22 protein-coding genes are annotated in these 20973 nt (G+C 68.4%); 11 read left to right on the top strand and 11 right to left on the bottom strand.

What is annotated here, in order from left to right:
• Window positions 1–19: 19 nt before the first annotated feature.
• From JNG39_RS17435 to JNG39_RS17425, 3 genes are read left to right on the top strand one after another with little or no spacing between them, the layout of a single operon-like run.
• Window positions 20–1213, top strand: a complete 1194-nt coding sequence (locus JNG39_RS17435; RefSeq protein ID WP_368313229.1) for a molybdopterin molybdotransferase MoeA — start codon at window positions 20–22, stop codon at window positions 1211–1213.
• Complete coding sequence (locus tag JNG39_RS17430) at window positions 1210–1743, top strand: molybdenum cofactor guanylyltransferase (RefSeq protein ID WP_368313227.1); 534 nt, start codon at window positions 1210–1212, stop codon at window positions 1741–1743. Before JNG39_RS17435 ends, JNG39_RS17430 begins: the two co-directional genes overlap by 4 nt.
• On the top strand, window positions 1740–2075 hold the full coding sequence (locus tag JNG39_RS17425) for a hypothetical protein (protein WP_368313225.1): 336 nt from the start codon (window positions 1740–1742) through the stop codon (window positions 2073–2075). Before JNG39_RS17430 ends, JNG39_RS17425 begins: the two co-directional genes overlap by 4 nt.
• 46 nt (window positions 2076–2121) lie before the next feature.
• Here JNG39_RS17425 and fdhD read toward each other — a convergent pair whose 3' ends face one another.
• Window positions 2122–2976: a formate dehydrogenase accessory sulfurtransferase FdhD gene (gene fdhD, locus JNG39_RS17420; protein ID WP_368313223.1), complete on the bottom strand. Its 855-nt coding sequence runs from the start codon at window positions 2974–2976 to the stop codon at window positions 2122–2124.
• Complete coding sequence (locus JNG39_RS17415) at window positions 2969–5302, bottom strand: FdhF/YdeP family oxidoreductase (RefSeq protein WP_368313221.1); 2334 nt, start codon at window positions 5300–5302, stop codon at window positions 2969–2971. The genes fdhD and JNG39_RS17415 overlap by 8 nt, the downstream gene beginning before the upstream one ends.
• A gap of 305 nt (window positions 5303–5607) precedes the next feature.
• On the opposite strand from JNG39_RS17415, the gene JNG39_RS17410 reads away from it, so the two are divergent.
• From JNG39_RS17410 to JNG39_RS17380, 7 genes are all read left to right on the top strand, one after another.
• Complete coding sequence (locus JNG39_RS17410; RefSeq protein ID WP_368313219.1) at window positions 5608–6933, top strand: carbohydrate porin; 1326 nt, start codon at window positions 5608–5610, stop codon at window positions 6931–6933.
• Between the two features lie 40 nt (window positions 6934–6973).
• Entirely contained in the window at window positions 6974–7882 is a 909-nt protein-coding gene (locus JNG39_RS17405; RefSeq protein WP_368313217.1) for a LysR family transcriptional regulator, read from the top strand.
• A gap of 140 nt (window positions 7883–8022) precedes the next feature.
• Window positions 8023–9105: a 4-oxalomesaconate tautomerase gene (locus JNG39_RS17400; protein WP_368313215.1), complete on the top strand. Its 1083-nt coding sequence runs from the start codon at window positions 8023–8025 to the stop codon at window positions 9103–9105.
• Between the two features lie 29 nt (window positions 9106–9134).
• Window positions 9135–9857, top strand: a complete 723-nt coding sequence (locus JNG39_RS17395) for a PIG-L deacetylase family protein (protein ID WP_368313214.1) — start codon at window positions 9135–9137, stop codon at window positions 9855–9857.
• Window positions 9854–10546: a 4-carboxy-4-hydroxy-2-oxoadipate aldolase/oxaloacetate decarboxylase gene (locus JNG39_RS17390; protein WP_368313213.1), complete on the top strand. Its 693-nt coding sequence runs from the start codon at window positions 9854–9856 to the stop codon at window positions 10544–10546. The genes JNG39_RS17395 and JNG39_RS17390 overlap by 4 nt, the downstream gene beginning before the upstream one ends.
• A gap of 6 nt (window positions 10547–10552) precedes the next feature.
• Window positions 10553–11425 (top strand): amidohydrolase, encoded by an 873-nt coding sequence (locus tag JNG39_RS17385; RefSeq protein ID WP_368313211.1) that lies wholly within the window; start codon window positions 10553–10555, stop codon window positions 11423–11425.
• 20 nt (window positions 11426–11445) lie between these two features.
• Window positions 11446–12735 (top strand): dicarboxylate/amino acid:cation symporter, encoded by a 1290-nt coding sequence (locus tag JNG39_RS17380; protein WP_368313210.1) that lies wholly within the window; start codon window positions 11446–11448, stop codon window positions 12733–12735.
• A 34-nt stretch (window positions 12736–12769) separates the two neighbouring features.
• Here the strand turns inward: JNG39_RS17380 and JNG39_RS17375 are convergent, their stop codons facing one another.
• Window positions 12770–13690, bottom strand: a complete 921-nt coding sequence (locus JNG39_RS17375) for a glycosyltransferase family 2 protein (RefSeq protein ID WP_368313208.1) — start codon at window positions 13688–13690, stop codon at window positions 12770–12772.
• Between the two features lie 125 nt (window positions 13691–13815).
• Window positions 13816–14799 (bottom strand): tRNA dihydrouridine synthase DusB, encoded by a 984-nt coding sequence (gene dusB, locus JNG39_RS17370; RefSeq protein ID WP_368313206.1) that lies wholly within the window; start codon window positions 14797–14799, stop codon window positions 13816–13818.
• A gap of 114 nt (window positions 14800–14913) precedes the next feature.
• Between dusB and JNG39_RS17365 the strand changes: the two genes are divergently transcribed.
• Window positions 14914–15114 carry a hypothetical protein gene (locus JNG39_RS17365; protein ID WP_368313204.1) on the top strand — a complete coding sequence of 67 codons (201 nt, stop codon included), beginning with the start codon at window positions 14914–14916 and terminating at the stop codon, window positions 15112–15114.
• Here JNG39_RS17365 and JNG39_RS17360 read toward each other — a convergent pair.
• The 7 genes from JNG39_RS17360 to JNG39_RS17330 form a co-directional block, all read right to left on the bottom strand.
• Window positions 15104–16369 carry a S8 family serine peptidase gene (locus tag JNG39_RS17360; protein WP_368313202.1) on the bottom strand — a complete coding sequence of 422 codons (1266 nt, stop codon included), beginning with the start codon at window positions 16367–16369 and terminating at the stop codon, window positions 15104–15106. The genes JNG39_RS17365 and JNG39_RS17360 overlap by 11 nt on opposite strands.
• A complete protein-coding gene (locus JNG39_RS17355) occupies window positions 16366–17004 on the bottom strand; it encodes a zf-HC2 domain-containing protein (RefSeq protein WP_368313201.1) in 639 nt (212 codons plus the stop codon). The genes JNG39_RS17360 and JNG39_RS17355 overlap by 4 nt, the downstream gene beginning before the upstream one ends.
• Window positions 17001–17579: a sigma-70 family RNA polymerase sigma factor gene (locus tag JNG39_RS17350; protein WP_368313200.1), complete on the bottom strand. Its 579-nt coding sequence runs from the start codon at window positions 17577–17579 to the stop codon at window positions 17001–17003. Before JNG39_RS17350 ends, JNG39_RS17355 begins: the two co-directional genes overlap by 4 nt.
• A gap of 75 nt (window positions 17580–17654) precedes the next feature.
• Window positions 17655–18410: a hypothetical protein gene (locus tag JNG39_RS17345; RefSeq protein ID WP_368313199.1), complete on the bottom strand. Its 756-nt coding sequence runs from the start codon at window positions 18408–18410 to the stop codon at window positions 17655–17657.
• 27 nt (window positions 18411–18437) lie between these two features.
• Window positions 18438–18836: a c-type cytochrome gene (locus JNG39_RS17340; RefSeq protein ID WP_368313268.1), complete on the bottom strand. Its 399-nt coding sequence runs from the start codon at window positions 18834–18836 to the stop codon at window positions 18438–18440.
• Between the two features lie 53 nt (window positions 18837–18889).
• Window positions 18890–20242, bottom strand: a complete 1353-nt coding sequence (locus JNG39_RS17335) for a cytochrome C (protein WP_368313198.1) — start codon at window positions 20240–20242, stop codon at window positions 18890–18892.
• Between the two features lie 38 nt (window positions 20243–20280).
• Complete coding sequence (locus JNG39_RS17330) at window positions 20281–20820, bottom strand: cytochrome b (protein ID WP_368313196.1); 540 nt, start codon at window positions 20818–20820, stop codon at window positions 20281–20283.
• Window positions 20821–20973: the final 153 nt, after the last annotated feature.

Raw genomic sequence — 20973 nt, 5'->3', positions numbered from 1 at the left:
GGCGATGTAGTCTTGCTCCATGATCGCCTACCCCGACGCGCTGTCCCTGCTCATCGCCGCTACGCCGCGCCTGGGCGATGAAGACGTGCGGCTGGACGACGCGATGGGTCGCGTCCTCGCCGCCGACGTCGTCAGCCCGCTCGCGTTGCCGGGCTTCGACAATTCGGCCATGGACGGTTTCGCCTTGCGCATGCCCGACGAGGGATGGCGCGCGGGACGCACATTCCACGTCGCCGCGATGCACGCGGCCGGCGATGCGACGGCCGCCTATCCCGGTGCCGAGGCGTGCGAGATCGCCACCGGCGCGCGCATCCCCGAGGGTTTCGACACCGTCGTTCCCGTCGAACGTTGCGAACGCGACGGTGACGTCGTGCGGTTGCTCCGCGACGAGACGCCGGGCCTGAACATCCGTCGCGCCGGCGATGACGTGGCGGTCGGCGACATCGCGCTTCCGGCGGGAAAACGCATCGACGCCGCCGCGATCATGTTGCTCGCGGCCTTGGGCATCGATGGCGTCACCGTGACGAGGCGCCCCCGCGTGGCGGTCATCACCACCGGTAGCGAGCTGCATGCCGATGGCCCGCTGCCCGAAGGGGGCATCCACGACTCGAACGGCCCTTATCTCATGGCGAGCCTCGCGCGCTGGGGCGCCACGGTGGTGGCCCGCGCTCGCGTGCCGGATACCGGCGACGCGTTCCGTCATGCGCTTCGCGTGGCGCTGGATGCCGAGGCCGATCTCATTCTCACCACCGGTGCCGTCTCCGCCGGGCGTTTCGATTTCGTGCCGACGACGCTGGCGTCGCTCGGTGCGCGCGAGCTGTTCCATAAGGTGGCGATCCGCCCGGCGAAACCCCTGATGGCCGCGCGATTCGACGACGGCCCGTTGGTGATCGGCCTGCCCGGCAATCCCATCGCGGTGGCGACGGGCTACCGTTTCTTCGTCGCGCCGACATTGCGTGCGATGGCCGGCATGGCGCCGGAACGGCCCCTTCGCCTGCGCCTGGCCGAGGCGCCGGCAGTGCGCGAAGGCATGCACCATTTCCAGCTCGGCACCATCCGCTCCGACGGCGGGGAGCCGGTGGCGTCGCTGCTGGCCGTGCAGGCCGCCTATCGCATCGCGCCGTTCACCCGTGCCGATGTCTGGCTGACGGCGGCGAACGCCTTCGGCGACGTCGTCACCGCGTGGCCGCTCGATCCCGCGGACGCGCCGTGATCGGCGGCCTCATCCTCGCCGGTGGACTCTCCTCGCGCATGGGCCGCGACAAGGCCATGCTGACCGTCGGTGGCGAGACGCTGCTCGATCGCACCACGCGCATTTTGCGCGAGTCCGGTGTGGATCGCGTGGACGTGAGTGGCGCGCGGCCGGGAGGCATCCCGGACCGCTACGCACAGTCTGGACCGCTGGGCGGCATCGCCAGTGCCGCGTCGGTGCTTCCCGACGGTGCATGGCTGATCGTGCCCGTGGACATGCCGCGCCTGCATTCCGACGTGCTCTTGCCCCTGATGGCAAGCTCCGCGCGTGCGGCGTGTTGGTCGCAGCATCCGTTGCCGATGATGCTGCGCCTGGACGACGACATGCGTCGACTGCTCGAGCGGATGATGGAGGAGGCCGATTCGAGGGGGCGGTCGCCTTTCGCGTTGCGTGCGCGGCTTGCGGGAGACGTGCTTCCGCTCGACGGTCTGGACACGCGCGGGCTGGTCAACTGCAATACCCCGGACGAATGGCAGGAGGCGAACGCATGAGGGTGCAGCTGGAAAACGACACGATCCGCATCCGGGTCGACGAGGACGAATTGGCGGAGTTGCTCGGCGACGTGGCGCTGCTCGGCTCCACGGCGTTCGGGAGGGCATTCACGATGCGCTATGCCATCGATGCGACGGATGGGGAGGTGTCGTTGGACGGCACGGCGCACGAGTGGCGGCTGGGGGTGCCGCGCGCGCAGCTGCTGGAATTGAAGTCGCGCTTGCCGAGCAAGGATGGTCTGGTGTTCGAGATTTCGGGAAACAACACGGCGGCGACACGGGTGCTGTTCGACGTGGACGTGAAGGATAGCCTGCGTCGTCGCAAGTCCTGATTCGCCGATACGATCGGCTCCCACCCTCCGGTAGGTCGTTAACCTCCTACCGGAGGGTGGGAGCCGATCGTATCGGCGAATCAAGGTCGAGCAAACGCCTGGGATGGCTATAGACATTGAACCGCCCCGGTCTCGCGAACCCGATGAGCGTGACCCGGCACTCGCGCGCCAGGTGCACCGCCAACGCCGTCGGCGCTGAAATCGCCACCACCACGGCCATGCCCGCCACGGCCGCCTTGGTCACCATCTCGTAGCTCGCGCGACTGGTAATCACCACGAAGCCGTCCCGCGTGCCGATGCCTTCGACGCTCATCGCGCCGATGAGCTTGTCCAGCGCGTTGTGCCGTCCCACGTCCTCGCGCACGAGCACGATGTCGCCGTTCGCGCGCGCCCATGCCGCCGCATGCACCGAACCGGTGAAGGCATTGATGGGTTGACGTTCACGCAGGCCCTGCAACGCGCGCTCGACCGCCGTGGCATCGAGGACGGGACCTTCACCGACGGGCGCCGGATGCCGCACGACATCCTCGAGTTCGCGGGAACCGCATATTCCGCATCCGCTTCGCCCCGGCATGAGCCGTTCGGCGCTTTTCGCGGCAGCCGGCGTCGTCGGCGATGCGCGTCGCACATCGACCAGCACGCCTTCCAGCATCTCGCGCACGTCGATCGAGGCGATGTCACCGATCGACGCCACCAGCCCCTCGGTCAACGCGAATCCCCGTGCGAAATCCTCGATATCCACGGGCGAAGCCATCATCACCGCGAACGGTTCCCCGTCGACGTGCATCGCGACGGGCACCTCCTCGGCGAGCCGGTCGGTGTCTTCGACGATGCGCCCGCCCTCGGCGCGCCACACCGGCCGCGTGGCGCAACCGGCGGGCGGCACGCCCTCGTCACGCATGCGCGGTCTTGCGCCGATGCGAAGGGTCGGGTGGCAGGGTGGACGCCTCGATGCGCACCGGCACCGACTTGTAGGTGGGCGTGCCCGAATGGCTGTCGTGGTTTTCCAGCGAGATGAGCGCATTGCCCTCGGGGAAATACATCGCCACCGAACCCTCGGCGATGTCGTAGGCCACGGCGGTGTAGCCGCGTACCGCACGCTGGCGGCCGTCGGCCACGTTGGCGCCGGTGGCGAAGATGTCGATGCGGTCGCCGTGCTTCAGGCCGCGCGCGGCCAGGTCCTTCTCGTGCATGAACACCACGTCGCGGCGTCCGCTCACGCCGCGGTAGCGGTCGTTCAGGCCGTAGATCGTGGTGTTGTACTGGTCGTGGGAGCGGATCGTGGTAAGCACCAGGCCGTTCTTCGGCGTGCCGGGATCTTCGTCCAGCCCCGGTGCCAGCAGGAAGTGCGCCCGCTTCTCCGGCGTGGCCCAGTCGCGCTCGCTGGCGGCGACGCGCAAACGGAAGCCGCCGGGCACGCGCACCCGTTCGTTGAAGTCGAAGAAGATCGGAAAGACCTTTTCGATATCGTCGCGGATGAAGTCGTAATTGCCGACGAGGCGATCCCAGTCGACCTTCGTCGCGGGCAGCGTGGCCTTGGCGATGCCGGCGACGATCCACGGTTCGGAGCGCAGGTGCTCGGACGCGGGCGTCAGCGAGCCGGCGGAGGCGTGCACCATCGACATGGAATCCTCCACCGTCACCGACTGCGGGCCGCCGGCCTGCTCGTCGAGTTCGGTGCGGCCCAGGCAGGGCAGGATGAACGACTCCTTGGCCAGCAGCAGGTGCGAGCGGTTGAGCTTGGTGGTGATGTGCACCGCGAGATCGAGCGTGCGCATCGCCTCGAAGGTTTCCTCGGTATCGGGCATCGCCACGGCGAGATTGCCGCCCAGCGCGACCATCGCCTTGGAGCGGCCTTCGCGGATGGCGAGGATCGACGCCACGGCGTCGTGACCGTGCGCGGTCGGCGGCTCGAATCCGTAGGTCTTTCGGATGCCGTCGTTGAGTTCGGCGTTGGGCTTCTCGGTGATGCCCACCGTGCGGTCGCCTTGCACGTTGCTGTGGCCGCGCACGGGACAGATGCCCGCGCCCTGGCGCCCCATGTTGCCGCGCAGGAGCAGGAGGTTGGCGATCTGCTGGACGTTCTCGGTGCCGTGCTTGTGCTGGGTGATGCCCATGCCGTAGCAGACGATCACGTTCTTCGCGTGGGCGTAGATGTCCGCGGCGTGCTCGATCTCCGCTCGGGTGAGGCCCGAGGCGCGCTCGATGTCGGCCCATTCGGTGCGGCGCACGTCGTCGGCGAGGGCGTCGAAGCCAAGGGTATTGTCGCGGATGAACTCATGGTCGAGCACCGGCTCCTCGCCGGCGTCCCGCGCGCGCTCGTCGGCCGCGATGAGCGATTTCATCATGCCCTTGAGCGTGGCGATGTCGCCGCCGACCTTCACCTTGTAATACGTGGACGCGATGCGCGTCGACTTGCCGGTGAGCATCTCGGCCGGGTGCTGCGGCGAGGTGAACCGTTCGAGGCCGCGCTCGGGCAGGGGATTGATCACCACGATCGGCACGCCGCGCAGCGAGGCGGCACGCAAGGTGGTGAGCATGCGCGGATGGTTGGTGCCGGGGTTGTGACCGAAGCTGAAGATCGCGTCGCAGTGGTCGAAATCCTCGAGCGTCACCGTGCCCTTGCCCGAGCCCACCGACCTGGGCAGGCCGACGCTGGTGGCCTCGTGGCACATGTTCGAGCAGTCGGGGAAATTATTGGTGCCGTACTCGCGCACGAACAGCTGGTAGAGGAAGGCGGCCTCGTTCGACGCGCGGCCGGACGTGTAGAACTCGGCCATGTTCGGGTCAGGCAGCGCGCGCAAGGCGGCGCCGATGCGGCGGAAGGCCTCGTCCCATTCCACCGGTTTGAAGGTGTCGGTCGCGGCGTCGTAAGCCATCGGATGCGTGATGCGGCCGAGGCCTTCCAGGGCGTAGTCGCTGAGTTTCCACAGCTCGCTCACGGGGTTGCTGGCGAAGAACTCGGGACGCACCCGCTTGGCGGTGGCTTCCCAGGAGACGGCCTTGGCGCCGTTCTCGCAGAACTCGAACGAAGAGGTTTCCTTCGGATCGGGCCAGGCGCAGCCGGGGCAATCGAAGCCCGTGGGCTGGTTGACCTTATGCAGCGCCATGGACTCGCGCGCGATGGCCATCTGGCCGCTGAGGGCGCGGGCCACGGCGCCCAGGGCGCCCCAGCCGCCGGCGGGGCTGTCGTATGGCTCGATGCCGGGAACCTTGGTGTCGCTCATGGCACGCTCGTCGGATGGTGGCTATGGGGAGTGATTCTACGCCCGGGAGACCGGCGCCACGGCGAGGTGCGGCCCGTCGTTGGCGACGCGTGTTGCAGTACCGCATGATGTCTTGCCGAAAATGCGCATGCCGGGCGGTGAAAGCCGCCCTGCCGCATGGTTCTTGGGATTGTGCAATGCACAAAGATCATGGCGTAACCGAAGTCATGAGTAACTTGCATAGCTGATAATCCTCGCTTCGCGTTGTTCCCGCACGGGCGCGGCGGCGAGGATGCCCCCGTTCTTGCTGGGGGGAACCCACGTCCATGTCACACCGTCTCGCTTTCGTTCTTGTGTTTCTCGCGCTGCTCGGCGTTTCCGCCGCGGACGCGCAGACCGTGCCCGGGACCGCGCCGAAGAGCGACGACAACCTCGTCGAGCGCCTGAAGGACGAGGGCGTGAAGCTGCGCTTCGTCTGGGCCAACGACTGGGCGGCGAGCGTGCGCGGTGGCGAACGCGTCGGTGCGACCAACGGCGGCGGTGCGGTCGGCGGTGCCGACTTCGACACCGGCAAGTTGTTCGGCATCAAGGGCGGCACCATCCGCCTCACCTTCGCGCGTTACTACGGCCACAGCGTGGCGGCCGACGACATCGGCGTGATCCAGAAGATCCAGGGCTACTGGTATCCGAAGCGCCAGTGGCAGCTCGCCCAGCTGAGCTGGGAGCAGCAGTGGGACAACCACGTCAACCTCATGGCCGGCCGCATGAACGCGACATGGCAGTTCGCCCGCTCGACTTACGGCTGCCGATTCGTCAGCGCGCCCGATTGTCCTTACCAACTCACCAATACGGCGGGCGGCTTCACCGGGTTCCCCTACGTGAACTGGGGTGCGCGGGTGAAATACCAGCCCGACGCGCGCTACGTTTCGATCGGCGCGTTCGAGATCAATCCCGAACGTCGCAACAACCATGGCCTCGTCTGGAGCCTGCACGACTCGAGCGGCGTTCTGGTGCCCGTCGAGGTGGGTTACGCGACCAGCTTCAAGACCGATCCGTATCCCCGCCACCTGAAGATCGGCGGCTGGTACAACTCGGCGGATTTCACCGACCCCGAGCTCAACGCCAGGGGCCAGCATCGCGCCCTGCTCGGCGGCACGGCGCGCACGTACGATGGCGGTCGCTACGGCCTCTACGTGCTGGGCGACCAGGTGGTCTACAAGCCCGACCCGAACAGCGACACGCGCAACCTCGCGGTCTTCGGCTCGCTGACCGGCCCCCTGGACAACGCCGAGAACTATACGTTGCAGTCCACCGCCGGCTTCATCTGGACAGGCCTGTCCGCGTCCAGGCCCACGGATTCGCTGGGTTTCCAGGCCACCTGGTTCCGTTTCAGCCGCAAGGCCGTCGGCTTCGAGAACGACGTGATCGCCCGGAACCATGGCAGCGGCACGTTCAGCCGCAACGAGCTGATGACCGAGCTGAACTACAGCTACAAGCTGTTGCCCTCGTTGAGCCTGGTGCCGAACCTGCAGTACATCGTGCATCCGGACATCCTGGGCAACACCGTGGGCGTCCGGAAGGTCTCGTCCAACGACATCGTGGTCGGCCTGCGCGTGATGCTCAACCTGGGTGGTCCAGGCAGCCCCAAGTGAGCCTGGGTCATAATCGGGCCGACACAGGCTGCCGTGCGCCGTGACCTTGGACCTGAAACACCTGCAAAGCTTCATCCGCATCGTCGAGTTCGGCAGCCTCACGCGTGCCGCGGCGACGCTGGACGTGTCGCAGTCGCTGCTCAGCCGCCAGGTACGCCAGCTCGAGATCGAGCTGGGCACCCACCTGCTCGAACGCAACGGACGCGGCGTGGTGCCCACCGAGGCCGGCCGCGAGCTGGTCGAACACGGGCGCGGCATCCTGCGCCAGGTGGAGGTGGCACGGCTTTCCCTGGGCAGCGTGCGTGGCGTGCAGGGCGGCAAGCTCGCCATCGGCGTGCCGCCGAGCGTGGGCTCCCTGCTCACGGTGGAGCTGGTCACGCGCTTCCGCGAGCGCTACCCCGCCGCGCAGATCAGCGTGGTGGAAGCCTTGAGCGCGAGCCTGCTGGAATGGCTGCAACTGGGGCGCCTGGACTGCGCGCTGCTGTACAACCCGGCGGTCAACGCCAACATGCGCTTCCGGCACGTGCACTCGGAAATGCTGCATCTCATCGGCAGCGCGCGTGACGGCATGCCGGAGAAGGTGCCGCTGGCCACGCTGGCCCAGTACCCGCTGATCATTCCCTCGCCGCTGCACTCGGTGCGCCAGCTGATCGAAGCCGATGCCGCGCGCTACGGCGTGGCGCTCGACATCCGCCTGGAAATCGATTCCGTGCGATCGCTGCTCGATCTGGTGGAGCGCGGGCTCGGCTACGGCGTGCTGTCGCGCAACGCGCTGTTCGCCCGCCGTGGCGACCACGGCCTGCAGGCGGTGCCTATCGTGATGCCCAGCATCATGACCCGCCTCGTGGTGGCCACGCCCACCCAACGTCCGATGAGTTCCATCACCGAACGCGCGCTCGCGCTGGTCGACGAGCTGATCGCCGAAGGCCGGCTCAACCCGGACGCCTGACGGCTCGTTGTGCATTGCAACATATGCATGTTTTGAGCGGTGGCATGCAATTCATGCATATCAGATAAGCGGCGGATCGCGTTGTTCGGCCGGCCGGGGGTGACGACCATCAACGCCATACCGTGATGGCGTATCGACCGATGTCCCACGAAATTCCCTGCTGGTACATGCGCGGCGGCACCTCCAAGGGGCCGTTCTTCCTCGCCAAAGACCTCCCCGCCGACGCGGCGACCCGCGACGCGGTGATCCTCGCCGCCATGGGCTCGCCGGACGACCGCCAGATCGACGGGCTGGGCGGAGCCAAGTCGCTCACCAGCAAGATCGGCATCCTGTCCATTCCGGCCGACGATGCCGCCGACCTCGATTTCCTGTTCGGCCAGGTCGGCATCGCGGAGGCCTCGGTCGACACCACCCCCAACTGCGGCAACATGCTCGCGGCCGCGTTGCCGGCGGCGATCGAGGCGGGCCTGCTGCGGGCCGACGAAGGCACCACCACGCGTCGCGTGCGTACGGTGAACACCGGCGTGGTCGCCGAGATCACCATCCTCACGCCCGGTCGGCGCCCACGGTACGACGGCGAGGCGCGGATCGACGGCGTGCCGCGCCCCGCGGCGCCGGTGACCTGCGGTTTCCTCGATACCGAAGGCTCGCTGGCCGGCAGCCTGCTGCCCACGGGTAACCTGCGCGACACCATCGATGGCGTGGAAGTGACGCTGATCGACAACGGCATGCCGGTGATGATCGTCCATGCCGCCGCCCTCGGCGTGCGGGGCGACGAATCGCCCGCCGATCTCGACGCGAACGTCGCGCTCAAGGCGCGCATCGAAGCGCTGCGGTTGAAGGCCGGCCCGCTGATGAATCTCGGCGACGTGACGAAGAAGCCAGTGCCCAAGATCACGCTCGTGTCGAAGGCCGCGCACGGCGGCGCGATCGGCACGCGCACCTTCATCCCGAAAGACGTGCACACGTCCATCGGCGTGCTCGGCGCCGTCACCGTCGCCACGGCGGCGGTGCTGCCGGGCACGGTCGCCCATGACGTGGCGTCGCCGGGGGAGGGCGACTCGCGCTCCCTGTCCATCGAACATCCCACGGGCGAGTTCAGCGTCGAACTCGGCCTGGAGGGCGACCGCGTCGTGCGCGCCGCCCTGTTGCGCACCGCGCGCCTGCTGATGCGCGGCAGCGTGCCCGTCTCTCCCTCGATCTGGCCCGGCCCGTCCGCCTGATCGCTCCCCCTTTCCCCACGGAGTCCCCCATGTCCGAGAACCGCACCGCGCTCGTCGTGAGCGCCCATTCCGCCGACTTCGTCTGGCGCGCCGGCGGCGCCATCGCGCTGCACGCCGAGAAAGGCTGGAAGGTGCACATCGTCTGCCTGTCGTTCGGCGAGCGCGGCGAGTCCGCCAAGCTCTGGCGGCAGCCGGGGATGACGATGGACAAGGTGAAGACCGACCGCCGCCGGGAAGCCGAAGAGGCCGCCGGCATCCTCGGTGCCAGCGTGGAATTCCTCGACATCGGCGACTATCCGATGCGCGCCGACCTCGACGTGGTGTTCCACCTGGCCAAGGTCTATCGCGAGCTGCGTCCGTCCTTCGTGCTGAGCCACTCGCTGAAGGACCCCTACAACTTCGACCACCCGCTGGCCACGCACGTCGCTCAGGAGGCCCGGGTGGTGGCCCAGGCCCACGGTCACGATCCGGCGGTGCCGGTGATCGGCGCGCCGCCCGTGTTCCTGTTCGAACCGCACCAGCCGGAACAGTGCGAGTGGAAGCCGGAGCTGTTCCTCGACATCACCTCGGTATGGGACAAGAAGAAGGCCGCCTTCGAAACGATGCGCGCGCAGGAGCATCTGTGGGAGTACTACACGCGCGTCGGCCTCCAGCGCGGTGCGCAGGCCACGCGCAACTCCGACTTCAAGATCACCTACGCCGAAGCCTACCAGCGCGTGTTCCCGCACGTGACGCAGGGCACGCTGGCATGATCGGCGTCGTCGTCCGCAACCGCCCGTCGATTACCCCCGAGCAGGCGCAGTCGCTGGCTTCGATGGGCGTGGCGACGGTGCACGAGGCGCAGGGCCGCATCGGCCTGCTGCAGCCGCCGATCGCGCCGATCCAGCGCGACGCCTGCGTGGCCGGTTCGGCGGTGACCGTGCTCGCCCAGCCCGGCGACAACTGGATGCTGCATGTGGCGGTGGAGCAGTGCCGGCCCGGCGACGTGCTGGTGGTGGCCTGCACCACCGAGAACACCGACGGCATGTTCGGCGACCTGCTCGCCACCTCGTTGATGTCGCGTGGCGTGGTCGGCCTGGTGATCGATGCCGGCGTGCGCGACAGCGCCGAACTGCGCAAGATGGGCTTTCCCGTGTGGGCCCGTGCCGTGCATGCGCGCGGCACCGTGAAGGCCACGCTCGGCTCGGTCAACGTGCCGGTGGTGATCGGCGGCCAGGTGGTGAAGCCCGGCGATGCCGTCGTGGCCGACGACGACGGCGTGGTGGTGGTGACCCACGCCACCGTCGATGCCGCCATCACCGCCGCGCGCAAGCGCACGCTCAACGAGGAGTCCAAGCGCGAGCGCCTCGCGGCGGGCGAGCTGGGCCTCGATATCTACGACATGCGCCCGAAGCTGGCCGATGCCGGCTTGCGCTACATCGACGACCTCCCGAACGACTGAAGAGCCATGAAGAGCTGCCTCCCTCCCGACCCGAATCCCGTCAAGCCGCGGCACGCGCTGCCGCCGAATGCCTGCGACGCGCATTGCCACGTCTTCGGCCCCGCCGACGTCTTCCCCTACGCCCCGGACCGCAGCTACACGCCGCCGGATGCCCCCTACGAGCACCTGGTGAAGCTGCACGACTTCCTCGGCCTCCAGCGCGGCGTGATCGTGCAGGCGAGCTGCCACGGCACCGACAACACCGCGATGATCGACGCCATTGCCCGGGGCAACGGTCGCTACCGCGGCGTGGCCATCGTCGACGACGGCATCGACGAGCGCGGCCTCGAAGCGCTCGATGAGGGCGGCGTACGCGGCGTGCGCTTCAACTTCGTGCAGCACCTGGGCGGCCGCCCGGACATGAAGGTGTTCTGGCGCGTGCTCGACAAGGTGGCCCAGATGGGCTGGCATGTCGTGCTGCACCTCGATGCCCAGGACATCGTCGAGCTCAACGACGACGTGCTGGCGAAGATCAGGGTACCCTTCGTGATCGACCACATGGCCCGCGTGCAGGCCGCCAAGGGCCTGGACCAGGCGCCGTTCCGCCTGCTGGTGGCGCTGATGCGCGACAATCCGCTGGCCTGGGTCAAGGTGTGCGGCGCCGAGCGCGTGTCGGTGGGCGAGCGTCCGTTCGACGACGCCATCCCCTTCGCGCAGGCGCTGATCGACACCGCGCCCGACCGCGTGCTGTGGGGCACGGACTTCCCGCATCCGAACATTTCCAAGGACATGCCCAACGACGGCGAGCTCGTCGACCTGATGTTCCGTTTCTGCCCCGACGACGGGCTGCGCCGGAAGCTGCTCGTCGACAATCCCGCACGCCTGTACGACTTCGCCTGATCCGCCCACCGAGTCCCCCCATGCCCGATACCACCGTCCACCTCCCGCCGGCGACGCCGCGCAAGCCCTTCTACCGGCAGCTCTACGTCCAGGTGCTGGTGGCGGTGGTCATCGGCGTGATCCTCGGCTACCTCTCGCCGAGGTACGCGGTGGCGATGAAGCCGCTGGGCGATGCCTTCATTTCGCTCATCCGCATGGTGATCGGCCCGATCATCTTCTGCACGGTGGTGACCGGCATCGCGGGCATGCGCGACATGCGCAAGGTCGGCCGCGTCGGCGGCAAGGCGCTGCTGTATTTCGAGGTCATCTCCACCATCGCACTGTTCTTCGGGCTGGTGGCCGGCCACGTGTTCCATCCGGGCACGGGCTTCGACGTGGACCCGTCGACGCTGAAGTCGGGGGAGATCGGCAACCTCGTGGCGCAAGGCCACAACATCGAGTCGATCCAGTTCGTCTTGTCGATCATCCCCACCACCTTCGTCAACGCGTTCGCCAAGGGCGACGTGCTGTCGATCCTGCTGGTCTCGGTACTGTTCGGTTGCGCGCTCGCCGCGATCGGCGAGCGCGGCAAGCCGGTCTACGACGTGATCGAAGCCGGCGCGCAGGTGTTCTTCAAGATCGTGCACTACATCACCGGCGTGTCGTCGATCGGCGCGTTCGGCGCCATGGCCTTCACCATCGGCAAGTACGGCGTGGTGTCGCTGGTGCCGCTGATGGAACTGATCGGCAGTTTCTACGTGGTGTGCATCCTGTTCGTGGTGCTCATCCTCGGCATCGTCGCGCGCATCGCGGGTTTCAGCATCATCCGGTTCTGCGGCTACATCCGCGACGAGCTGTTGATCGTGCTGGGCACCAGCTCGTCGGAAGTGGTGCTCGCGCCGCTCATGCGCAAGATGGAAGACCTCGGCTGCCCGAAGGAAACCGTGGGCCTGGTCGTGCCGACCGGCTACTCGTTCAACCTCGACGGCACCAACATCTACCTGACCATGGCGATCCTGTTCATCGCTCAGGCGCTGAACATCGATCTGACCCTGCAGCAGCAGATCACCGTGGCCATCGTCGGCATGCTCACCTCCAAGGGTGCCAGCGGCGTGGCCGGTGCCGCGCTGGTGATGCTCGCGTCCACCCTGAGCGTGGTGCCGGTGGTTCCGGTCGCGGGCATGGTGCTGATCCTCGGGATCCACCGCTTCCTCGGCACGGGGCTGGCCATGACCAACCTCGTCGGCAACGGCGTCGCGGCGATCGTGGTGTGCGCGTGGGAGCGGGAACTGGACCGGACGAAGTTGAACGCCGTGCTGTCGCGGCGTTGAGTCGTCGGACAACCTTCGGCGGCGCGTCCTTCTTCTAGCGCTGGCCCAGGGCCACGCGACCCGCGCGTACGACTTCCTTGCCGGCTCGCCAACTCCACGGAAGAAAGGCGAGCATCGCACCGGGCATGCCATGCCATAGCGTGCGCAAGGCGAGCTTCGGCTGGCCCGAACCGGTATGCAGCCGGGCCAGCACCAGCAGGCTTTCGGCCCGGCGGCGTCGGGCCACGGCCCTCAGGCGTCGGGTGGGAAGGGTATCGGCGTATCTGGCATACAGCTGCACCCAGCCTTCGTAGGCGAGCGTGCGGTTCGCGCTGTAGTTGGCGCCGTCGCCCACGCGGATCACGGCGAGGGATTCGTCGACGGTGACGACGGGACTGCGCAGCGCCAGGCGCACGTAGAGGTCGTAGTCTTCGCCGAATCGTTGCCCTTCGTCGAAGCCGCCCACGTCGAGCACGAGGTGCCGGTCGGCCATGACGGTGTCGATGGCGATGGCCGCTTCGATCGTGAGCAGGCGCTCGGTGATGTCGCCCGCGTGTGCGACCCAGGGGGCGAGATCGTCGCGAGGAAACGGATGGCCGTCGGGTCGGATCACGTCCGCCGCGGTGTAGCTCCATCGGCAATCGGGCGAGCCGCGCAGCGCGTCGAGTTGCCTTGCGAGCTTGGTCGGCCGCCAACGGTCGTCCGAATCCAGGAAAGCCAGGTAACGTCCGCGTGCCTTTCCGATGGCCGCGTTGCGTCCGATCGACGGGACGCCGGTATGCGGAAGCCAAAGCACGGTGATACGCGGATCGTGGAGCGAACGCAGGTAGGCACGGGTGTCTTCCGACGAGCCGTCGTCGGCGACGATCATCTCCCAGTCGTCGAACGTCTGCCCGATGGCCGAAGCGACGGCTTCACGCAGGTAATCCGTGCGGTTGTATGTCGGCAGGATGATCGAAACGGTGGGGGAGTCCATGCGTACGCGGTAACGGAGGCGGTGTCCGCGTGAGTGACGGTTCGGCGGGGGAAGGTTGTCGCGACGACCGTACGCCTCGCCGCAGGCCGGTGCCTACCGCCGGGCGTCCGATGTCCGCGGGGAAGTCATGCGGCCTTGAGGCCGGCCGAGAGCGCGTCGAAGTAATCCCGCGTCAGCCGCAACTGCGTCGCCGCGTCTTCCGCACGATTCACCACCTGACGGAACGCCGCGTTCTCGGGACGATCCTTCGCGTACCACCCCAGGTGCTTGCGCGCGATGCGCACGCCCATCGTTTCGCCGTAGAACGCGTAAAGATGTTCGAGGTGGCCGACGAGGATGTCGCGCACCTCCGCGGGCGAAGGCTCGGGCAGGAAGCCGCCGGTCGCCAGATGGTGCGCGATCTCGCGGAAGATCCAGGGACGGCCCTGCGCGCCGCGGCCGATCATCACGGCGTCGGCGCCGGTGAGGCGGAGTACCTCCCGCGCCTTCGCCGGGTCGACGATGTCGCCGTTGGCGAGCACGGGGATGGACACGCTGGCCTTCACCGCCGCGATGGTGGCGTATTCGGCCTCGCCTTCGTACTTGTCGGCGCGCGTGCGGCCGTGCACCGACAGCGCGGCGATGCCGGCGTCCTCGGCGATGCGCGCGATGGTGAGCGCGTTGCGGTGCTCGCGATCCCAGCCGGTGCGGATCTTCAGCGTGACGGGCACGTCCACCGCCTTCACCACGGCGTGGAGGATGCGCGCCACCAGGGGTTCGTCCTGCAGCAGGGCCGAGCCCGACCACACGTTGCAGACCTTCTTGGCCGGGCAGCCCATGTTGATGTCGACGATCTGCGCGCCGTTGTCGGCGTTGTAGCGCGCCGCCTCGGCGAGCATGCCCGGGTCGTAGCCGGCGATCTGCACGCTGACCGGCTCGGGCTCGCCGTCGTGGTCCATGCGGCGCAGCGACTTGCGCGTGTTCCACAGGCGCGGGTCGGCGGTGGTCATCTCGGACACCGCAAGGCCCGCCCCCATGCGCTTGCACAGGAGTCGGAACGGCTTGTCGGTGACGCCGGCCATGGGGGCGAGGACCACGGCCGGCGCGATGGCGTAGGGGCCGATGCGCATCGGGCGATTTTACACCCAAGCCATCCGTTGGGCCGGTATTGCACCATCCGGGGTATTGCCCGTTCTCCGCCGGCCCCCTATGGTCGGGGTGACGACGGCCAAGGGAGCCAGGGCATGCGGACCGCAAGGACATCCATCGCGCTCATCGCGGGCCTGGTGCTGGCGCTGGGCTGTGCCGTCGCCAGGGCGCCGGAGGCCCGGCCCTCCGACGCGGTCGTGAAGGCCTCCCGCGTCGATCACGCCGGGGGTGACCCGTGTCCGGCCCACCGTCAACGCTCGACCTTCTGCCGGATGTTCCGTCCGCTCAGCGCCTGATCGCCTCGACCGCCGCCGCGGCGTTCACCTGGAGCATGCCGTGGGTGACCGTGCTGGTGTCGAGCAGCACGTCGTGCACGCGCTTGGCGTCGATGGTGGGCGACACCGCCAGCAGCAGGGCGACGATGCCGCTCACGTGCGCGGTGGCCATCGACGAACCCGAGGTGAAATCGTAGCCGCCGCCGGGCTGGGTGGTGAGGATGTCGTTGCCCGGGGCGCTGAGCACGCCTTTCGGCGCGGGCGTGTTCGCGGTGGAACGCACCACGATCACGCCGGGCGCGCTGTCCGGGAATCCGAGGGAATCGCCATCGGGCGGTAGCGCGGCGATCACGATGCGGCCCTGCGAGATCAGGTGCGACAGCAGCTTGCCCAGCAGGGGATCGGCCGGACCGCCCAGGCTGAGGTTGACGATGCGCGCGTCGGTGTCGCCGACGGCGCCGAGCGCCTTGGCGAGCGTGAACGAGTTGCAGCGCGCGCCCCCTTTGGGGTCGGGGTACCAGCAGGCCTTGTAGACGCTGAGCTTCGCTTTCGGCGCGATCCCCACCATGCCCTGGTGGTTGTCGCCCACCGCGGCGATCACGCCGGCCACCTCCGTGCCGTGGCGATCGTCCGCGAACGCGGGGTCGTTGGCGCTGACCGCGTCGCCGGCGACGGTGACGTGCCCGGCGAGGTCGGGGTGCGTGGTGTCGGCCCCCGTGTCGACGATGGCCACGTGCACGCCGTTGCCCTGGGTCACCGCGTGCGCGACGGCCGCTTGCGTGTCGACGAAGCCGTGCTGGAGGTCGGTGTAGGGATCGTTGTAGTGATGTTCCGGCTCGGTCGTCGTCGAGGCGTAGACGGTGTAATCCTGCAACGGCTGGGCCAGGCGCACGCGGTCGTCCTTGCCCAGGTCGGCGATCAGCGCGTCGCGATCGACGCCTGCCGGCGGGCGCAGCACGATGCAGTACAGCCCGAGCGCGCGGATGGGCCAACCGCCCATTTCGTTCCAGCCGTAGCGCTTGCGCAGGTCGGCCAGCAGCGATCGGGCGCGTTGGCCCACGCCGTAGGTGGGCGGCGGCGCGTAGCCGATGAGGCTGGAACCGGCACGCGGCGGCGCCGGTGCGAGCGGGTTGTCGACAGCGAGCACGATGTCGCGCGTGGCGTCCATGCCGGTCACGCCGTCGGGCGGCTGCACGTCGTTCTGCGCCGGGCTTGCGATGGCGCAGAGCGGTGCCGCCGCCAGCGCGATGGCCAGCGCCACGCGGAAGAGATTCATGGCGAGCCCGTGGCCGGTTCGGCGAAGCGGATGCCCGCGCCGTGCAGTCGCTTGATCACGTCGGCCTGGGACGCCTGCGCGTCGTCGGAAACGACGGTATAGGCGCCGACGCTGTTGGGACCGCCGACCACGCTCAGGTGCTGGTCGCGGAGCAGCGTGTTCCAGCGGTCCACGCTCATGCTCTTCTCCGGCACCACGTGCAGCGCACCGGCCGGCGCGGGCGCCGACGGCGAGCTGAGCGTGCGATAGCTGGCGGGCGAACGGTCGTTGGTCCACAGCTTCATGCCGAGCACGCCGATGCCTACCGCCTGGACGAGCACGGCGGCCGCGAGCAGGCGAACCACCCACGAAGCGTTGGCGACCTTGCGCACGGGGGCACGCTGCGGATCGTCCGCGTCGATGCGGGCGAGCAGGCGGCGCAGGCCCAGCTCGGGATCGGGCTCGACGATGGGGTCGAGCGCCATGGCCAGGTGCAGGCGCTCCTGCAACTCGAACTCACGGCGGCAGTCCGCGCAGCCCGCCAGGTGTTCGGCGAACCACGCCTTCTGCGAGGCGCCGGCGCTGTCCTGGAGCACCCAGGGCATGGCTTCCCAGGCGCGGGCGCACTCGGTGCCGTCTGCGGTGGGACGGGTCATGACAGTTTCTCCTTGGACGGGGCCGTTTCGCCGGCCAGGCCCGGTAGCAGGTTGCGCAGTTTCACCCGCGCGTGGAACAGGCGCGCCTTCACGGTGCCGACAGGGCACTGCATGATCGCGGCGACGTCGTCGAGGCTATGCCCGATGCCGTAGACCAGTTCGACCACCACGCGCTGCTCGGGCGAGAGGCGGTCGAGGCCGCGGCCCAGCCAGTCGCGCATTTCGCGATCTTCGCCCGGATCGTGCGAGGGCACGCGGTCTTCCGGGATGCTGTCCTCGTCGACGGGCTCGCTGCCGTGCTGGCGCAGCGATTTCAGGCCGCAGCGATAGGCGATGCCCATGATCCAGGTGGAGACCCGCGAGTCGCCCTGGAACGTGCCGGCCTTCTGCCAGACGATCCAGAAGCAGTCGTTGATCACTTCCTCGATGATGTCGGCCCGCCGCGTGAGGCGGTTGAGGAAACGCGTGAGCCGGCCGTGGTAGGCGCGGTACATCGTGGACAGCGCGGCACGGTCGCCATCGGCCATGCGCTGCAACAGGATGCGGTCTGTGGGTTCGGTATCGGCCTGGCTCATGGGGGGGTCACGGCGTGGTTCTCGGACTCGTGAGTACCCACGCGGAAGAAAAAAGTTGCCGAGGCCCTCCGGGCGTCAGAAGCTGCGGGCTACCGTGGCGAGCCAGGGCGAGGCCTCGCGCTCGAACGGCCGCCGGTCGCGGTCGGCCATCACGCGAAGCAATTCCACGCGCCAGGCCCCGTCGGACCAGGCCAGGCCCGCGTTGCCGTAGGTGTAATGGCCGGACCCGGTGCCGTAGCGCTGGCCGTCATAGTAATGGTACGGCGTCACCAGGTAGCGGGCCACGCCGGCGCCGGCGGCCAGCGAGAGGTGGTCGGTCAACGGCCAGCGCAGGCCCACGTCGAGGGCGGCGCGTGGCGAGCCACCCCCATGCAGGCGCTCGGCCGCGCTGAGTCCCACGGTGAGCACGTCGCGGAAGATCACCGTGCCGCCCAGTTCCACGCGTTCGAATGCGCGCCAGGCGGGATTGTTCGGATAGCGGTAATAGAGCGCGGCGGCCTGGACCTGCCAGTCGTCGTCGATCCGCCACGCCTTGGCTCCTTGCAGCAGCGCTTCGGAGAAGCGCCCGATGGGCTTGGTCTGATAGCTGGCCGAGGCGCCGAACGACCACCCCGAGGACGTGAACCCGTTCACCGCGCCCTGGACGACGGGGCCGGGCGCGGACACGGGAATGCCCCGGTCGACCAGTTGCGAGCTGACCGCCACCGTCGCCGTCCAGTCGTCCGCGATCGCCGCACCGGGCAGGGCGGCGAGGGCGGCGAACAGCAGGAAGGCACGGCGTGCGGCCGTGCCTTCGCGAACGTCGGGGGATGGCTGTATGTCAGCCGTCATGGAATGGCGGTCGGCCCGTGGCCCGGTTCATTTCAGGGTCGCCAGGTACGACAGCAAGTCGTCGAGGTCCTTGGCGTTGTCCAGGCCATCGTATTTCATTTTCGAGCCGGCCACGGCCTGCTTCGCCGGTTGCGAGAGATAACCGTGGAGCTCGTCGGGGGTCCAGGTCTTTCCGCTGTTGCGCATCGCGTCGGAATAGTTGAAATCGCCGATGGAACCGGCCTTGCGGCCGACGATACCGAACAGGCTGGGACCTTTCTTGTTCGTTCCCTCCTTCACGCTGTGGCATTCGGCGCATTCGGACTTGAACACGTCCTTGCCGGCCGCGGCGTCGCCGGCGCGGCTGGCGGGGGAGGCCAGCAGCGTGCCGAGGAGGAGGACGCCCGCGGCGGCGAGGCGCGCGGGCAGGGGGCGGGTGGGGAGCATCGTCACGCTGGATTTCCTTCGTTGGGCTCGGGACGTCGAAAACGGGGAGGGCATCAGAACGCGAGGCTGGCCGTGACCACGAAGCCGTTGATGTCCTTGGCGTTGAGCGGCTGGACGCCCGGGGGGGCGCCGAAGATGTTCGAGCTTCGCCCGTTCAGGCGCAGGGTGCGGAACCAGGTCGCGGCAAGCTTCAGGTTGCCCTTGCTGATCCACGCGTCGTCCTTGCCGAACGGCGCCCAGAAGATCGTGAAGAAGTTCGTCGTGGCGTCCGGATCGGGCAGCACGGGGGAATAGCGCGCGGGATCGTCGGAGCCGGTGCCGCGCAGGTGCGACACGGTGATGCCGTAGGTCTGCCTGAACGTGTACGTGGCCGACATGATCTCGTCGCGAGCGGACCCGCGCGCCGGGGCGAGGGTGCCCGGTTCGAGCGGATTGGCCGGGCGGCTGCCGAAATGGCGGTGTTCGTAGATGTTGACGTAGCTGGCCTGGAGGATGTGTTCGCGGTTGCCCAGGTACTGGTACGTGAGGTCGTAGCCGTAATCGTTCAGTTCGTCGGTGGGGGCGGCGCGCGGAAGCCGGCGCTTGGTGGTGAGCGCGACCACGCCGGCGGAGAAGAACTGCTTGCGCATGTCCTTCATGTAGGCGAGGCGGAAATAACCGGTGTTGCTGAGGTGGCCCGGATCGGAGCCGGGGCTGAAACCGAGCTTGTCCTGGCCTTCCTGCGAGAGCGAGCGGTAGGTGCCCGCCTCGGCGTACCACACCTTGTCGTACACCGTGTACAGCGACGCGCCGATCACGTGGTTGTTCAGCGCGTTGGGCGCCGACGGATTGAGCAGCGTGCCGGTGCGGCCGCCCTGCGAGATGCCCGAGAAGCCGGGGAAAGCACCGATCGGGTCCTGGAAGCCCGGGCTGTTGTTCACGGTGACGCCGACGAGGGCGCTCTTGCCGGCGAAGGTGAGTTCCTTGGCGACGTAGCGCAGGTCCACGCTGCTCAACTGCGTGTTGTAGGTATTGTGGCCCGTGTGCACGGCCTGCACCTTGACGATGCCGCCCACGTTCTCGGTGAGGCGGCCGGCGATGAACAGGTCGCCCTCGGTGAGGTCGGTGGTGCCCCTGCCCTTCGCGGGGGCGACGTGGGTCTCCACCAGTTGCAGCGACAAAGGAATCTTGGTGCCTTTACCGTCGGTGTCGGTGTAGCCGCCGAGCTTGAAGCGCATGCCATAGGGCGTGAGCGCCGGACCGTAGGAACCGGCATGGCAATCCGCGCACGAGGCGCCGGTCTGGCGGGCGAAGGCCGGAATGGCGTGCGCGCCGTGGCTCACCAGCGAAAGCAGCAGTGCCAGGGCGGCCCCCCAGCCGGCGCGGCCGGCGCGGCGTGCCCGTCGTCGGAAGGAAAAAGGTCCCATGGATACAACTCCTCGTGTCGATGAAAGGGAGGCGGCCGTCACGGCCACATGCGGCGAAGCACGCCGTCGCGGCGGACCACGTGGTGCCAGAGGGCGGCGCCCGCGTGCAGGCAGGCCACGCCGAGCAGCACCCAGGCCACGTCGACGTGCCACGCCTGCAGGCGATCGGCGAGGTCGTCGTCGGCGGCCACGATGTGCGGCAGGGTGAAGCCGAAGAAGTGGATGGTCTGATCGGCGGCGCTGCTCAGCGCCCAGCCCAGCAAGGGCATGGCCAGCAGCAGCGCGTAGAGCAGCACGTGGGTAACGCCTGCGCAGATGTGCAGGAAGGTCGGCATCGGCACGGGCGGCGCGCCGCGCAGGGTGAGGCGCAATGCGAGCCGGACGGCGATCAGCAGCAAGACGAGCAGGCCGATATGGCGATGGCCTTCGAGCAGCCACAGGCGCAGGGCGCGTCCGGAGACTTCCTCGCGAAGCAGCGCCACGCACGCGCCGGCCGCCACCAGCAGGGCCATGAGCCAGTGCAGCCAGCGAATCGGCCGCGGATAGGGAGTGGCGGTGCCGCGTGTGTCCCGAACCATGCGTTGCGAACCCTTCTGGTGGTGTCCCCGCGAAGGCCCGTGCCGGGCCGTCGTACCGGATGAGTGCCGGGCGGGCTCCGAAAGGTTGTGCGCCCGTGCATGCAACCTTTGCAGGGCGTGCGCGGCACTCAGCTTCGACGGTCGCGACGCGGC

Source organism: Luteibacter sp. CQ10, from assembly GCF_040900725.1.
GTDB lineage: Bacteria > Pseudomonadota > Gammaproteobacteria > Xanthomonadales > Rhodanobacteraceae > Luteibacter.
Note: the sequence above shows the minus strand (reverse complement) of the source record. Positions and strands in the feature narration are given on the sequence as shown.

Bases quoted from the DNA above. Each gene is read 5' to 3' on its own strand.
- JNG39_RS17435 (WP_368313229.1), top strand. From the start codon at position 20: ATGATCGCCTACCCCGACGCGCTGTCCCTGCTCATCGCCGCTACGCCG.
- JNG39_RS17355 (WP_368313201.1), bottom strand. From the start codon at position 17,004: ATGACCCGTCCCACCGCAGACGGCACCGAGTGCGCCCGCGCCTGGGAA.
- JNG39_RS17415 (WP_368313221.1), bottom strand. From the start codon at position 5,302: ATGAGCGACACCAAGGTTCCCGGCATCGAGCCATACGACAGCCCCGCC.
- dusB (WP_368313206.1), bottom strand. From the start codon at position 14,799: ATGCGCATCGGCCCCTACGCCATCGCGCCGGCCGTGGTCCTCGCCCCC.
- JNG39_RS17375 (WP_368313208.1), bottom strand. From the start codon at position 13,690: ATGGACTCCCCCACCGTTTCGATCATCCTGCCGACATACAACCGCACG.
- JNG39_RS17365 (WP_368313204.1), top strand. From the start codon at position 14,914: ATGCGGACCGCAAGGACATCCATCGCGCTCATCGCGGGCCTGGTGCTG.
- JNG39_RS17335 (WP_368313198.1), bottom strand. From the start codon at position 20,242: ATGGGACCTTTTTCCTTCCGACGACGGGCACGCCGCGCCGGCCGCGCC.
- JNG39_RS17330 (WP_368313196.1), bottom strand. From the start codon at position 20,820: ATGGTTCGGGACACACGCGGCACCGCCACTCCCTATCCGCGGCCGATT.
- JNG39_RS17380 (WP_368313210.1), top strand. From the start codon at position 11,446: ATGCCCGATACCACCGTCCACCTCCCGCCGGCGACGCCGCGCAAGCCC.
- JNG39_RS17395 (WP_368313214.1), top strand. From the start codon at position 9,135: ATGTCCGAGAACCGCACCGCGCTCGTCGTGAGCGCCCATTCCGCCGAC.
- JNG39_RS17425 (WP_368313225.1), top strand. From the start codon at position 1,740: ATGAGGGTGCAGCTGGAAAACGACACGATCCGCATCCGGGTCGACGAG.
- JNG39_RS17360 (WP_368313202.1), bottom strand. From the start codon at position 16,369: ATGAATCTCTTCCGCGTGGCGCTGGCCATCGCGCTGGCGGCGGCACCG.
- JNG39_RS17385 (WP_368313211.1), top strand. From the start codon at position 10,553: ATGAAGAGCTGCCTCCCTCCCGACCCGAATCCCGTCAAGCCGCGGCAC.
- JNG39_RS17390 (WP_368313213.1), top strand. From the start codon at position 9,854: ATGATCGGCGTCGTCGTCCGCAACCGCCCGTCGATTACCCCCGAGCAG.
- JNG39_RS17345 (WP_368313199.1), bottom strand. From the start codon at position 18,410: ATGACGGCTGACATACAGCCATCCCCCGACGTTCGCGAAGGCACGGCC.
- JNG39_RS17340 (WP_368313268.1), bottom strand. From the start codon at position 18,836: ATGCTCCCCACCCGCCCCCTGCCCGCGCGCCTCGCCGCCGCGGGCGTC.
- fdhD (WP_368313223.1), bottom strand. From the start codon at position 2,976: ATGCGTGACGAGGGCGTGCCGCCCGCCGGTTGCGCCACGCGGCCGGTG.
- JNG39_RS17350 (WP_368313200.1), bottom strand. From the start codon at position 17,579: ATGAGCCAGGCCGATACCGAACCCACAGACCGCATCCTGTTGCAGCGC.
- JNG39_RS17410 (WP_368313219.1), top strand. From the start codon at position 5,608: ATGTCACACCGTCTCGCTTTCGTTCTTGTGTTTCTCGCGCTGCTCGGC.
- JNG39_RS17400 (WP_368313215.1), top strand. From the start codon at position 8,023: ATGTCCCACGAAATTCCCTGCTGGTACATGCGCGGCGGCACCTCCAAG.